Consider the following 13,268-nt stretch of genomic DNA (forward strand, 5'->3'; position numbering starts at 1 on the left):
CACACCTACTCGGGGACGCGCCGGTAGGCGCCGTCGCTGGCCGAGGTGGCCATCGAGGCGTACGCCCGTAGCGCCGCGGAGACCGGGCGCTGCCGGTCGGCCGGGGTGTAGGGGCGGTCGCGCTTCTCCTCGGCGACCCGGCGGGCCTGGAGCACCTCCTCGGGCACGTTCAACTCGATGGTCCGCCCCGGGATGTCGATGACGATCTCGTCGCCCTCCTGGACCAGCGCGATCAGCCCGCCGGAGGCGGCCTCGGGCGAGACGTGCCCGATGGAGAGCCCCGAGGTGCCGCCGGAGAACCGCCCGTCGGTCAGCAGCGCGCACGCCCGGCCCAACCCGCGGCCCTTGAGGAACGAGGTGGGGTAGAGCATCTCCTGCATGCCCGGGCCGCCCTTCGGCCCCTCGTACCGGATCACCACCACGTCGCCGGCGACGATCTGCTTGGCCAGGATCGCCGTCACGGCGTCGTCCTGGGACTCGTAGACCTTCGCCGGGCCGCGGAAGGTCAGGCACTCCTCGGGCACCCCGGCGGTCTTCACCACGCAGCCGTCCGGCGCGAGGTTGCCGTGTAGGATGGCCAGCCCGCCGTCGGCGGAGTAGGCGTGCTCCCGATCCCGGATGCAGCCGCCGGCCGCGTCGGTGTCCAGCGACGACCAGCGGTTGACGGTGGAGAAGGGCTCGGTGGTCCGGACCCCGCCGGGAGCGGCGTGGAACAGCTCGACCGCGTCGGGCCGCGGGGAGCCGCCCCGGACGTCCCAGTCGGTGAGCCACTGGGCGAGCGAGGGGGAGTGCACCGCGTGCACGTCCCGGTTGAGCTGGCCGGCGCGGTCCAGTTCGCCGAGGATGGCCGGGATCCCGCCGGCCCGGTGCACGTCTTCCATGTGGTACATCGGCGAGTTCGGGGCGACCTTGGCCAGGCAGGGCACCCGCCGGGAGATCGCGTCGATGTCGGCGACGCCGAAGTCGAGCTCGGCCTCGCGGGCGGCGGCGAGCAGGTGCAGCACGGTGTTGGTGGAGCCGCCCATCGCCACGTCCAGCGCCACCGCGTTCTCGAACGCGGCCTTCGAGGCGACCGCGCGGGGCAGCACCGAGGCGTCGTCCTGGTCGTACCACCGCTTGGCGATCTCCACGACGGTGCGGCCGGCCTCGACGAAGAGCGACTTGCGCGCGGCGTGGGTGGCCAGCGTCGACCCGTTGCCGGGCAGCGCCAGCCCGATCGCCTCGGTCAGGCAGTTCATCGAGTTGGCGGTGAACATCCCGGAGCACGAGCCGCAGGTCGGGCAGGCCGAGCGCTCGATCTCGCCGAGCTGTTCGTCGGTGACCGCCTCGTTCGACGAGGCGATCATCGCGTCGATCAGATCGATCTTGCTGTGCACGACGCCCTCGATCGCCATCGTCTTGCCGGCCTCCATCGGGCCGCCGGAGACGAAGACGGTGGGGATGTCGAGCCGGAGCGCGGCGAGCAGCATGCCTGGAGTGATCTTGTCGCAGTTGGAGATGCAGACCAGAGCGTCCGCGCAGTGCGCGTTGACCATGTACTCCACCGCGTCGGCGATCAGCTCCCGGCTGGGCAGCGAGTAGAGCATGCCGCCGTGCCCCATCGCGATGCCGTCGTCGACCGCGATGGTGTTGAACTCCCGACCGACCCCACCGGCCTCGGCCACCGCGTCCGCGACCAGGCCGCCCATGTCCTTGAGGTGTACGTGACCCGGCACGAACTGGGTGAAACTGTTCGCGATGGCGACGATCGGCTTACCGAAGTCGTCGTCGGTCATCCCGGTGGCCCGCCAGAGGGCCCGGGCGCCGGCCATCGTCCGACCGTGCGTGGAGGTCTTCGACCGCAGCTCAGGCATGCGTACCAGTCTTGCACCGTCGCGGGCACCCCCGCCGTGCGTGGGCGCCGTGTCCCAACAGATGCACACCCGACCCCCCATCGCGGGCGCTCGTCCGGCAGAGTTGAGGGCGTGCATGTCGCCCCGGGCACGGCCGCCGTCGCGGCGCTGAGCTGGCTCGTCGCCGCCTCGGCCACCGCGCTGCTGGTGGTCGCCGCCCGGCGGCGCACCGGCCGGCACCGCCCGGCGCTCGTGCTGCTCGCCGTGGGTGCCGGGCTGGCCCTGGCCAGCCTGCTGACCGGGCTCGGCGCGATGCTCGACGCCGCTCCGCACTGGGCGCACGCGCAGGAGCAGCGCACCGGGTGGGCGACGCTCATATCGGTCGGTGCGGCGGCCAGCGGGTTGGTCTTCCTCGCCGGGCTGCTCCGGCTGCCCGGGGTGGCCCCCACCGCGGCGGCGACCGTACGGCTCGCCCTCGACGGGTTGACCGCGGCTGCCGCGCTCTGGTTCGTCGGCTGGGTGCTCCTCTCCGAGCCGACCCGGCTGCTCGGCCAGGCCACCCCGATGGCCTGCGCGCCGATCCTGCTCGCGACGGTCAGCGCGGCGCTGGCCGCCGGGCTGGGGCCGATCGTGGTCTTCCGAGCCGCCGCGCCGCGCCGCCAGCTGGCCGCCCTCGCCGCCGGGGTCGCCGCGGTCACCTGCGGCGGGCTCGGCGTCGCCGCCGGGCTCTGCCAGGCCGGTCCGGCGATGGTGCTGACCGGTGCCGGGCTGATCGCCGCCGGCCTGCTGGCCGCCGCGCTCTCGGTCCGTCGGCTCGATCAGCCGCGCCCGGTCGAGCCGGATCTGATCAGTCGCGACGGCGACTACGCGATCCTGCCGATGTTCGCCATGGCCGCCTCGGCGATCTACCACCTCCTCCAGGACGGCCGGTTCGGCGCGCTCGGCATCCTCGCCGGCACGGTCGAGGGCTTCGCCCTGGTGGCCCGGCAGGCCCTCACCCTGCGCGACATGCGGGGCTACGCCGGGCGGCTGGCCGAGCGCGAGGCGCACTTCCGCGAGCTGGCGCACACCGACCCGCTGACCGGGTTGGCCAACCGGCGCGGGCTGCTGCGGGCCCTGCACCGCTGCGCCGAGGCGGGCTCCGACTGCGTGCTGCTCGGCCTCGACCTGGACGGCTTCAAGAACGTCAACGACATGCGCGGGCACGACGTGGGCGACGCGGTGCTGGCCGAGGTGGGCCGGCGGCTGGGCGGCAACCTGCGCCCCGGCGACGTGGCCGCCCGGCTCGGCGGTGACGAGTTCGCGGTGCTGATGCACGGCAGTCCGGCCGAGGCCGAGCGGGTGGCCGGGCGGCTGCTGGCGGTGCTCGGTCGCACCTACGACGAGGTGGACGGGCCGGTCTTCCTCTCGGTGAGCATCGGGATGGCCGGCTGGGCCGGCGAACCCGACGTGGAGCTGTTGCAGCGCCACGCCGACCTGGCGCTGCGCTACGCCAAGCAGCGCGGCAAGAACCGGATCGAGCGTTACGACGCCGCGTACGACCAGCTGCTGCGCCGGCGCATCACGCTGGAGCACGAGCTGCGCGGCGCGATCGAGCGCGACGAGCTACGGCTGGCCTTCCAGCCGGTCGCCTCGCTGCCCTCGGTACGTCCGGTCGGCGCCGAGGCGCTGCTCCGCTGGCACCACCCGGAGCTGGGCAACGTCCGCCCGGACGAGTTCATCCCCCTCGCCGAGGAGTGCGGGATGATCGCCAAGCTCGGCGCCTGGGTGCTGCACCAGGCCTGCTACCAGCTCTCCCGCTGGCTCGCCGACGGGCACGACGTCTGGGTCTCGGTGAACGTCTCTCCCCGCGAACTGCACGCCCCGGAGTACGTCGTGCTGGTCGCCGACGCGCTGCGCGCGCACCACGTGCCGCCGCAGCGGCTGGTGCTCGAGGTGACCGAGCACGCCGTCGCCACCGACCTCGACGAGCTGATCCGGCGGTTGACCGCGCTGCGGCGGACCGGGGTCCGGATCGCGTTGGACGACTTCGGCGCCGGCTACTCCTCGCTGGGTCAGCTGCGCCGGCTGCCGATCGACATCCTGAAGATCGACCACAGCCTGGTCGCCGAGCACGAGCCGGTCCGCCCGGTGGGACGCGACGGCCCGGCGTTCGCGCCGATGGTCGACATCGTGATGCGCCTCGGTCACCAGCTCGGTCTGGAGGTCATCGCCGAGGGGGTGACCACCCCCACCGAGCTGGCCGCGGTGGTGGCCGCCGGCTGCCGGTTCGGCCAGGGCGCGCTCTTCGGTTGGGGCGTACCGGCCGAGCACCTGGAGGCGATGCTGGCGGCGGCCACCTCGCCCGGCGCCCGGCCGGCGCCCCCGGGCGTCCGCGCCGTACCGCCCGCCATCCGGACCACCGCGTTGCCCGCCCAGCGCTCTCCGCAGGCCGGGTCCGGGCAGCTCACACCGGCGGCCGAGGGCGCGTCGCGGGCCGACGCGCCGACGTCCGTTGACCAACATGTGAGATCAGTTGACTCATCGCGTGAGATGCGTCAGGCTTGAGCCCATGTCGTCGTACCGGTCGCTGCGAGTACTTATCTGAGCGCACTCTCCCTCATCGAGAGTGCGCTGGCCCCGTGCATCTGCACGTGGGCCGTTTTTATTGCCGTCGGATCTCCCGGGGACGGGCCTCCGCCCGCGTCCCCATCCGCTCCACCAGCCGCACCCACTCCAGCCGAAGGCCTGAACCGCCATGACGAGACCCACGCCAGAGACACTCGCCCACTCCGCCCGACGGGCCCGCGCGGCCTCCGGGCCGGCGATCGACGCCGAGCCCGCCGCCCGCGCCGCCACCCCGGCCGCCCCTGCGGTACGGACACCCGCGCCGGCTCAGCTCTCCGGGGCCGGTTCGCTCGTGCGGTCCCTCGAGGCGCTCGGCGTCGAGGTCGTCTTCGGCATCCCGGGCGGTGCGATCCTGCCGGCCTACGACCCGCTCTACGACTCCTCCGTCCGGCACATCCTGGTCCGCCACGAGCAGGGCGCGGGGCACGCGGCGACCGGCTACGCGCAGGCCACCGGCCGGGTCGGCGTCTGCATCGCCACCTCCGGCCCGGGCGCGACGAACCTGGTCACCCCGATCGCCGACGCCTACATGGACTCGGTGCCGATGGTGGCGATCACCGGCCAGGTGGCCCGCCCCTCGATCGGCACGGACGCCTTCCAGGAGGCGGACATCCAGGGCATCACCCTGCCTATCACCAAGCACAACTTCCTGGTGCAGAACGCCGAGGAGATCCCGCAGGTGCTGGCCGAGGCCTTCCACCTGGCGAGCACCGGGCGGCCCGGCCCGGTGCTGGTCGACATCCCCAAGGACGTGCTCCAGGCGTCGACCACCTTCAGCTGGCCGCCGACCCTGGATCTCCCCGGCTACCGGCCGACCCTGCACCCGCACGGCAAGCAGATCCGGGAGGCGGCCCGGTTGATGACCACGGCCCGCCGGCCGGTGCTCTACGTCGGTGGGGGGGTGCTCAAGGCCGGCGCCACCGACGGGCTGCGCCGGCTCGCCGAGCTGACCGGCATCCCGGTGGTCACCACGCTGATGGCGTTGGGCGCCTTCCCCGACTCGCACCCGCAGCACCTCGGCATGCCCGGCATGCACGGCACGGTCTCCGCGGTCTACGGGCTGCAGAAGGCGGACCTCATCGTGGCGCTGGGCGCGCGCTTCGACGACCGGGTGACCGGCCAGCTGGAGTCCTTCGCCCCCGACGCGGCGGTGGTGCACGCCGACATCGACCCGGCCGAGATCGGCAAGAACCGGCACGCGGACGTGCCGATCGTCGGCGACGCCCGGCACGTCATCGACGAGCTGATCGCCGCGGTCGGCGCCGAGCAGTCGGCCGGACACACCGCCGACCTCGCCGACTGGTGGACCCAGCTCGAGGACCTGCGCAACCGCTACCCGCTGGGCTACGAGGAGCCGGCCGACGGCACGCTCTCCCCGCAGTACGTAATCAAGCGGCTGGGCGAGATCGCAGGCCCGGACGCGATCTACGTGGCCGGGGTGGGCCAGCACCAGATGTGGGCCTCCCAGTTCATCTCCTACGAGAAGCCGCACACCTGGCTGAACTCCGGCGGTCTCGGCACGATGGGCTACGCCGTGCCGGCGGCGATGGGCGCGAAGGTCGGCAAGCCCGACACGGTGGTCTGGGCGGTGGACGGCGACGGCTGCTTCCAGATGACCAACCAGGAGCTGGCCACCTGCGCCCTGGAGGGCATCCCGGTCAAGATCGCCGTGATCAACAACGGCAACCTCGGCATGGTCCGGCAGTGGCAGACGCTCTTCTACAACGAGCGCTACTCCAACACCGAGCTGGGCACCCACAAGCACCGCATCCCGGACTTCGTGAAGCTCGCCGAGGCGCTCGGCTGCGTCGGGCTGCGCTGCGAGAACGCCGCCGACGTCGACAAGACCATCGCGGCTGCCATGGAGATCAACGACGCCCCGGTGGTCATCGACTTCGTGGTCGGCAAGGACGCCATGGTGTGGCCGATGGTCGCCGCCGGCACCAGCAACGACGAGATCATGTTCGCCCGCGGCGTCCGCCCGGTCTTCGACGAGGATGACCTGTAGTCATGACCGAATGCACCGAGCGCGGCGAGGGCCCTGAGGGCATGACGACGATGACATCTGACATGAGTGAGCGAAGCGAGGTCGTGGCATGACGGTGCACACGCTTTCGGTCCTGGTGGAGAACAAGCCAGGTGTCCTGGCCCGGGTCTCCGGGCTCTTCTCCCGGCGCGGATTCAACATCGACAGCCTGGCCGTCGGCGAGACCGAGAACCCGGACGTCTCCCGCATCACCATCGTGGTCAACGCCGAGTCCTCCCCGCTGGAGCAGGTCACCAAGCAGCTCAACAAGCTCGTCAACGTGCTCAAGATCGTCGAGCTGGACCCGCAGGTCTCGGTGGCCCGGGAGTTGCTGCTGGTCAAGGTCCGCGCCGACCGGGCGGCCCGCAGCCAGGTGCTGGAGACGGTGAGCCTGTTCCGGGCCCGGGTGGTCGACGTGGCGCCGGACACGCTGACCATCGAAGCCACCGGCACGCCGGACAAGCTCGACGCGTTGCTGCGCGACCTCGAACCCTTCGGCATCAAGGAGATGGTCCAGTCGGGGCTGGTGGCGATCGGGCGCGGCTCGCGTTCGATCACCGCAGGGCCCGCGCTACGGGCCGCCTGACCTGACGGCCGGCCCGCGCGGGCCGCCGTCGACCCAACCGCACAGACCACGACGGGCCGTCCGGGCCGTCGTACGAAAGGGAAGTTTCATGAGCGTTGAGGTGTACTACGACGACGACGCCGACCTGGGCCTGATCCAGGCCAAGAAGGTCGCGGTCATCGGCTACGGCAGCCAGGGCCACGCCCACGCGCTGTCGCTGCGCGACTCCGGTGTCGACGTGGTCATCGGCCTGCCGGTGGGCTCGAAGAGCCGGCCGAAGGCCGAGGAGCAGGGTCTGCGGGTGGTGACGCCGGCCGAGGCGGCGGCCGAGGCCGACGTGATCATGGTGCTCGCCCCGGACACCGCCCAGCGCAGCCTCTACACCGAGGCGATCGCGCCCAACCTGGCCCCGGGCAAGGCGCTCCTCTTCGGCCACGGCTTCAACATCCGCTACGACCTGATCAAGCCGCCGGCCGAGATCGACGTCGCGATGATCGCCCCGAAGGGCCCGGGCCACCTGGTCCGCCGCCAGTACGTCGACGGCAAGGGCGTGCCCTGCCTGGTCGCGGTCGAGCAGGACGCTTCCGGCAACGCCTTCGCGCTGGCCCTGTCGTACGCCAAGGGCATCGGCGGCACCCGGGCCGGCGCCATCCGGACCACCTTCACCGAGGAGACCGAGACCGACCTCTTCGGTGAGCAGGCGGTGCTCTGCGGTGGCGCCGCGGCGCTGGTGCAGACCGGCTTCGAGGTGCTCACCGAGGCCGGCTACGCGCCCGAGGTCGCCTACTTCGAGTGCCTGCACGAGCTGAAGCTCATCGTCGACCTGATGTACGAGGGCGGCATCGCGCGGATGCGCTACAGCGTCTCCGACACCGCCGAGTACGGCGACCTCTCCCGCGGCCCGCGCGTGATCGACGCCCGGGTCAAGGAGGAGATGCGCAAGATCCTCGGTGAGATCCAGTCCGGCGAGTTCGCCCGCGAGTGGATCGCCGAGGACGACGCGGGCCGGCCGAACTTCGCCAAGTGGCGGGCCGAGGGCGCGGCGCACCCGATCGAGGAGACCGGCCGGAAGCTGCGCGGCATGATGAGCTGGGTCGACCGCCCGATCACCGAGACCGCCTGACACTCTCCCGGGTGCGTCCGGTCGTCGGGTACGACCGAACGCTCCACCGGCGGCCCCGACCCGGCGCTCTCCCCAGCGCCGGGCCGGGGCCGCCGTCCGTTCTGCCCGGCCGCCCCGCCGGCGGCAGCGCACCGCCGTCTCGTCGTCGGCGGCGGTGCGCCGGGTCACGGAGCCGCGTCGGATGCTCACGTGGTGGGACCGGGTGACCAACGCCTCGGCCGGGGCCGGGCCGGGTCGGGGGTGGATCGAGCCGGGCCGGCGGGCGGAGCAGGGCCATGCGGGCGCGAGCGGCACGCGCGCCTTCTTTGCTGGCGGTGCCGCGTGCGGTTGTTGCGGCGCAACGTGACGGTGAACGGCGGGTGGCCGGCGGTCGACACGGTGTGTGAGGGCGCTCACCCCGCGGTCCGGGGCACCTCGGCCAGCCCGCCCCCTACGATCGCGTTAGGTGCGTAGCCGGCACCTGACGGCCATGATCCGGATCGGCGCAGGGCGCAGTGCGGCGTCCCACCGCCCCGGCCGACCGCTCTGACTACAGCTACGAGGACCGATGAATCCTGTCGTACTGATCGCCGAAGAACTCGCTCCCGCCGCCATCGAGGTGCTCGCGCACGACTTCGACGTCCGCCACGTCGACGGCACCGACCGCCCGGCCCTGCTCTCCGCGCTCGCCGAGGCCGACGCCGTCATCGTCCGCAGTGCCACTCAGATCGACGCCGAGGCGATCGCCGCCGCGCCGCGGCTCAAGGTGGTCGCCCGCGCCGGTGTGGGTCTGGACAACGTCGAGGTGCCGGCCGCCACCGCACGGGGCGTCATGGTCGTCAACGCCCCCACCTCCAACATCGTCTCCGCCGCCGAGCAGGCCGTCGCACTGCTGCTCGCCGTCGCCCGCAACACCGCCGCCGCGAGCGCCGCGCTGAAGGCGGGGGAGTGGAAGCGGTCCAAGTACACCGGCGTGGAGATCCAGGGCAAGACCGTCGGCGTGGTCGGCCTCGGCCGGATCGGCGTGCTCTTCGCCCAGCGGATCGCGGCCTTCGGCACCCGGCTCATCGCGTACGACCCGTACATCCAGCCGGCTCGCGCGGCCCAGCTCGGCGTCCGCCTGGTGGGTCTGGAGGAGTTGCTGCGGGAGAGCGACTTCATCTCCATCCACCTGCCGAAGACGCCGGAGACGGTCGGCCTGATCGGCGAGAAGGAGCTGGCCGTCGTCAAGCCGGGCGTCCGGATCGTCAACGCCGCCCGGGGCGGCCTCGTCGACGAGCAGGCCCTCGCCGACGCGATCGCCGAGGGGCGGGTCGCCGGCGCCGGCGTGGACGTCTACGCCAAGGAGCCGTGCACCTCCTCGCCGCTGTTCGCCTTCGACAACGTGGTGGCCACCCCGCACCTGGGCGCCTCCACCAACGAGGCGCAGGACAAGGCCGGCCTGGCGGTGGCCAAGAGCGTGAAGCTGGCGTTGCAGGGCGAGTTCGTGCCGGACGCGGTGAACGTGCAGGCCGGCGGCGTCGTCGCCGAGGACGTCCGGCCGCTGCTGCCGCTGGCCGAGAAGCTCGGCCGGGCGTTCACCGCGGTGGCGGGCGGGATCGCCGCCAGCGTGACCGTCGAGGTGCGGGGCGAGATCGTCAACCACGACGTGTCGGTGCTCAAGCTCGCCGCGACCAAGGGCCTGTTCAGCTCGGTGGTCGAGGAGCAGGTCACCTACGTCAACGCGCCGCACCTGGCCGCCGAGCGCGGCGTCGAGGTCACCCTGGCGACCCAGGCCGACACGGTCGACCAGCCCACGCTGGTCACCGTCCGCGGCGCCCTGCCCGACGGGCGTACGGTCAGCGTCTCCGGCACGGTGACCACCAGCGGTGCGCGCGACGTCATCAAGCTGACCGAGGTGGACGGTTTCGACGTGGAGATCGGCGCGGAGGGCATCCTGCTCTTCCTGCGCTACGCCGACCGTCCCGGTGTGGTCGGCACCGTCGGCACGCTGCTCGGTGAGGCCGGCATCAACATCGCGGCCATGCAGGTGGCCCGTCGGGAGGCCGGCGGCGAGACGCTGATGACGCTCACCGTCGACCAGGCGCTCGGCGCCGACCTGCTCACCTCCGCCGCCGACTCGATCGGCGCGACTGCGGCCAGCGCCGCGGACCTGCGCGACGAGTGATCTGACGGCAGCACGACGGGGGGCCCGGCGATCCGCCGGGCCCCTTCGCCGTACCGGGGCCGTTTCCGGTCCCGGTGCTCAGCCGGGCAGCCGGGCCGGTGGCGGGTAGACCGAGCCGTCCTGGGCGTCGAAGAGCATCAGCCCGTGCTCGCCGGCGAGCCGCTCGATGTCGAGCAGCACCTGATCCGCGCAGGTCGGATACAGGTTCATCTCGATGTGGTCGTTGGCCGCGTGCAGCGGGGCGACCTCCCACGGGGTGCCCGGCCTGGCCGGCCGGTCGGGGTACGCGGCGGTGATCGCCCGGTAGAACGTCACCACGCGCGGGTCGGGATGACGGTCGGCGTGCTGCCCCTGCCGGCACCGCTGCACCGCTGCTCGCACGTCCTCAGGCGTCGCCCCGTCCGGCAGGGCCCACACGCTCAGATCGAAACTCACGGCGCACAGCGTGCCATTGAACGTTCACCGTGTCGAAACTGCCCCGCCGCAGGCCAGCCGCTGAGTTGCCACACTCCTGTCGGGACGGTCCGCTGTGGAGACTCTTGCGTCGAGTTGCGTCGATTCGCTAGCGTACCGGTGCGGTCATCGGCCGAGTCCGGGACGTCGGCCCGTCTTCGGGTGGCGCGGTCGACCCTCGGCCCGACCGGCCCGCACCCCTCGATTGCGCGAGCCACGCGCACTCGTCGCTGACCGGCCCCCACGGCCGTTGCCGCGGGCGTGGGGGCCGATCGCGCGGCCCCCGGCGTTTTCGTCAGCGGCGGTGGGCGAAGAGCGCCCGATAGTCGGAGCCACCCCGGAACCAGGCGAGCCCGCTCGGGCCGGCGGCGTAGAGCGCGGTGGCGTAGGCGTCGGCCACCGCGAGGTCCGGGCCCACCACGGTCGCGGCGACCAACTGGTCTGCCGGCTCCCCGGTGTGCGGGTCGACCACGTGCCCCTGCCGCCCGCTCACTCCCGAGGTGCCGACCGCGCCGGTGGTCATCTCCAGCACCAGCGGCACCTGGTCACGGTCGGTCGGGTGGTGCACGGCCACCCGCCATGGCCCGCCGTGCGCCGCGTGGCCGCGTACCACCAGGTCGGCGCCGGTGACCACGGCGTAGTCGTGGATGCCGTTGGCGCGCAGTCGGGCGGCGGCCCGCTCCACCGCCCAGCCGCCGAGCAAGCCGCCGGGGTCGAAGCCGCCGGGCACCGCCCAGGCGTCGAACCAGCCGTCGGTGGCCGCGCGCATGGCGGCGCAGCGGTCCACCAGGTCGGCCAGCGGGGCGTACGACGCGGGGCTGATCTCGCCGCGGCGCAGCCGGGAGACCAGGCTCTCCGGGCGGGTCGGGCCGTAGGTGAGGTCGATCGCGCGCAGCTCGGCGACCGCGTCCCGCAGTGCCTCGCCGACCGCCCGCCGGCCCAGCCAGTCGGGCGCGTTGAGCAGCAGCGTGTAGTCGGCCGTGGCGGTCTGTACGGTGTGCTGCACCGCGATCCGGTCGCCGGTGACCGTGCCGGCCCGGTCGATCCGCGGGGTACGAGGGCCGAGCCGCAGATCCGGACGGCGATGCCGGAAGGCGGACAGGTCAGGCCACCGGGTCCGCGGCTGCTCGTCGATGCGCATGGCGAATCGCTCCCTCGCGATGGGCGGTCACGCCTTCGCGACCACCGGCACGGGCCCCCGTGACCCGCTCGACTTACAGGCTAAGCAGCGAAGATGACCGCACCATGAGTCTCGCCTGGGAGAGTGCTGTGCATACCGTGGTCCCACGATATGGGCGATCCGTACCGGGGTGCGGGACGTCGACGTACCGTGGTCGGGACGGCGAGCAGAGGAGCACAAGCGTGGCACGGATCGCGGTGGTGGCCGGGGACGGGATCGGTCCCGAGGTGGTCGCGCAGGCCCGCAAGGTTCTCGACGCGGTGCTCCCCGGCGTGCAGGCCACCGAGTACGACCTCGGCGCCGCCCGCTGGCACCGCACCGGCGAGGTGCTGCCCGACTCCGTGCTGGCCGAGCTGGCCGGGCACGACGCGATCCTGCTCGGCGCGGTCGGTGACCCGACCGTGCCGCCCGGCGTGCTGGAGCGCGGCCTGCTGCTCAAGCTGCGGTTCGCCTTCGACCAGTACGTCAACCTCCGCCCGTCGCGGCTCTGGCCCGGGGTGGCCGGCCCGCTCGGCAGCGTGAAACCGGGCGAGGTCGACCTGGTCGTGGTGCGCGAGGGCACCGAGGGGCTCTACGCGGGCGCCGGCGGCTCACTGCACCGGGACACCCCGGCCGAGATCGCCACCGAGGAGAGCCTGAACACCCGGCACGGGGTGGAGCGGGTGATCCGCGACGCGTTCGCCCGGGCCCGCCGCCGCGAGCGGCGCAAGGTCACCCTCGTGCACAAGACCAACGTGTTGACCCACGCCGGCTCGCTCTGGTCGCGCACCTTCGACGCGGTCGCCGCCGAGCACCCCGACGTGAGCACCGAGTACCAGCACGTCGACGCCGCCGCGATGTTCCTGGTCACCCAGCCCCAGCGCTACGACGTGGTGGTCACCGACAACCTCTTCGGCGACATCCTGACCGACATCGCCGCCGCGGTGACCGGCGGCATCGGGTTGGCGGCCAGCGGCTGCATCAACCCGGAGGGCAGCTACCCCTCGATGTTCGAGCCGGTGCACGGCTCGGCGCCGGACATCGCCGGGCAGGGGGTGGCCGACCCGGTCGCCGCCGTACTCTCCACCGCCCTCCTGCTCGACCAGCTCGGGCACGGCGACGCCGCGGCGCGGGTCACCGCCGCGGTCGCCACCGAGCTGGCCGGCCGGGCGCCGGGCGTACCGGTGCGCACCGCGGAGGTAGGCGACCGGCTCGCCGGTCACGCCGCCGGCTGACGCCGGCGCGGACACCCGGCCGGGCACCGACTTCGAGCGCCCGGCTTGCGCGCCCCGAACCCGGCGTGGCGCCAGCCGCCCGACGCCTCCGACGGCGGTTCGGTCGGCACCGAGCGCGACGG

The 13,268-nt window shown here is 73.1% G+C and carries 9 protein-coding genes; 6 read left to right on the top strand and 3 right to left on the bottom strand.

What is annotated here, in order from left to right; genetic code table 11:
- Positions 1-5: 5 nt before the first annotated feature.
- Positions 6-1,853 (bottom strand): dihydroxy-acid dehydratase, encoded by a 1,848-nt coding sequence (gene ilvD, locus AB0C04_RS12785; protein WP_357052598.1) that lies wholly within the window; start codon positions 1,851-1,853, stop codon positions 6-8.
- Between the two features lie 111 nt (positions 1,854-1,964).
- Here ilvD and AB0C04_RS12790 point away from each other — a divergent pair, with 111 nt between their 5' ends.
- From AB0C04_RS12790 to serA, 5 genes are all read left to right on the top strand, one after another.
- Entirely contained in the window at positions 1,965-4,379 is a 2,415-nt protein-coding gene (locus tag AB0C04_RS12790) for a bifunctional diguanylate cyclase/phosphodiesterase (RefSeq protein ID WP_357052601.1), read from the top strand.
- A 190-nt stretch (positions 4,380-4,569) separates the two neighbouring features.
- Positions 4,570-6,447 (top strand): acetolactate synthase large subunit, encoded by a 1,878-nt coding sequence (locus tag AB0C04_RS12795; protein WP_357052604.1) that lies wholly within the window; start codon positions 4,570-4,572, stop codon positions 6,445-6,447.
- Positions 6,448-6,535: 88 nt separating this feature from the next.
- Positions 6,536-7,051 (top strand): acetolactate synthase small subunit, encoded by a 516-nt coding sequence (gene ilvN, locus AB0C04_RS12800; RefSeq protein WP_350869528.1) that lies wholly within the window; start codon positions 6,536-6,538, stop codon positions 7,049-7,051.
- Between the two features lie 88 nt (positions 7,052-7,139).
- The gene (gene ilvC / locus AB0C04_RS12805; RefSeq protein WP_357052608.1) at positions 7,140-8,153 is read left to right on the top strand and encodes a ketol-acid reductoisomerase; all 1,014 of its coding nucleotides are present in this window, start codon (positions 7,140-7,142) and stop codon (positions 8,151-8,153) included.
- Positions 8,154-8,700: 547 nt separating this feature from the next.
- Entirely contained in the window at positions 8,701-10,299 is a 1,599-nt protein-coding gene (gene serA, locus AB0C04_RS12810; protein ID WP_357052611.1) for a phosphoglycerate dehydrogenase, read from the top strand.
- A gap of 78 nt (positions 10,300-10,377) precedes the next feature.
- Here serA and AB0C04_RS12815 read toward each other — a convergent pair whose 3' ends face one another.
- Together AB0C04_RS12815 and AB0C04_RS12820 are read right to left on the bottom strand one after the other, a co-directional pair.
- The gene (locus AB0C04_RS12815) at positions 10,378-10,734 is read right to left on the bottom strand and encodes a hypothetical protein (protein WP_357052615.1); all 357 of its coding nucleotides are present in this window, start codon (positions 10,732-10,734) and stop codon (positions 10,378-10,380) included.
- Between the two features lie 313 nt (positions 10,735-11,047).
- Positions 11,048-11,893 carry an FAD:protein FMN transferase gene (locus tag AB0C04_RS12820; protein ID WP_357052618.1) on the bottom strand — a complete coding sequence of 282 codons (846 nt, stop codon included), beginning with the start codon at positions 11,891-11,893 and terminating at the stop codon, positions 11,048-11,050.
- A gap of 221 nt (positions 11,894-12,114) precedes the next feature.
- Between AB0C04_RS12820 and AB0C04_RS12825 the strand changes: the two genes are divergently transcribed.
- Entirely contained in the window at positions 12,115-13,146 is a 1,032-nt protein-coding gene (locus AB0C04_RS12825) for a 3-isopropylmalate dehydrogenase (RefSeq protein WP_357052621.1), read from the top strand.
- Positions 13,147-13,268 lie beyond the last annotated feature (122 nt).

The sequence above is a fragment of the Micromonospora sp. NPDC048909 genome, assembly GCF_040649635.1.
In the GTDB taxonomy this organism is placed as follows: domain Bacteria; phylum Actinomycetota; class Actinomycetes; order Mycobacteriales; family Micromonosporaceae; genus Micromonospora.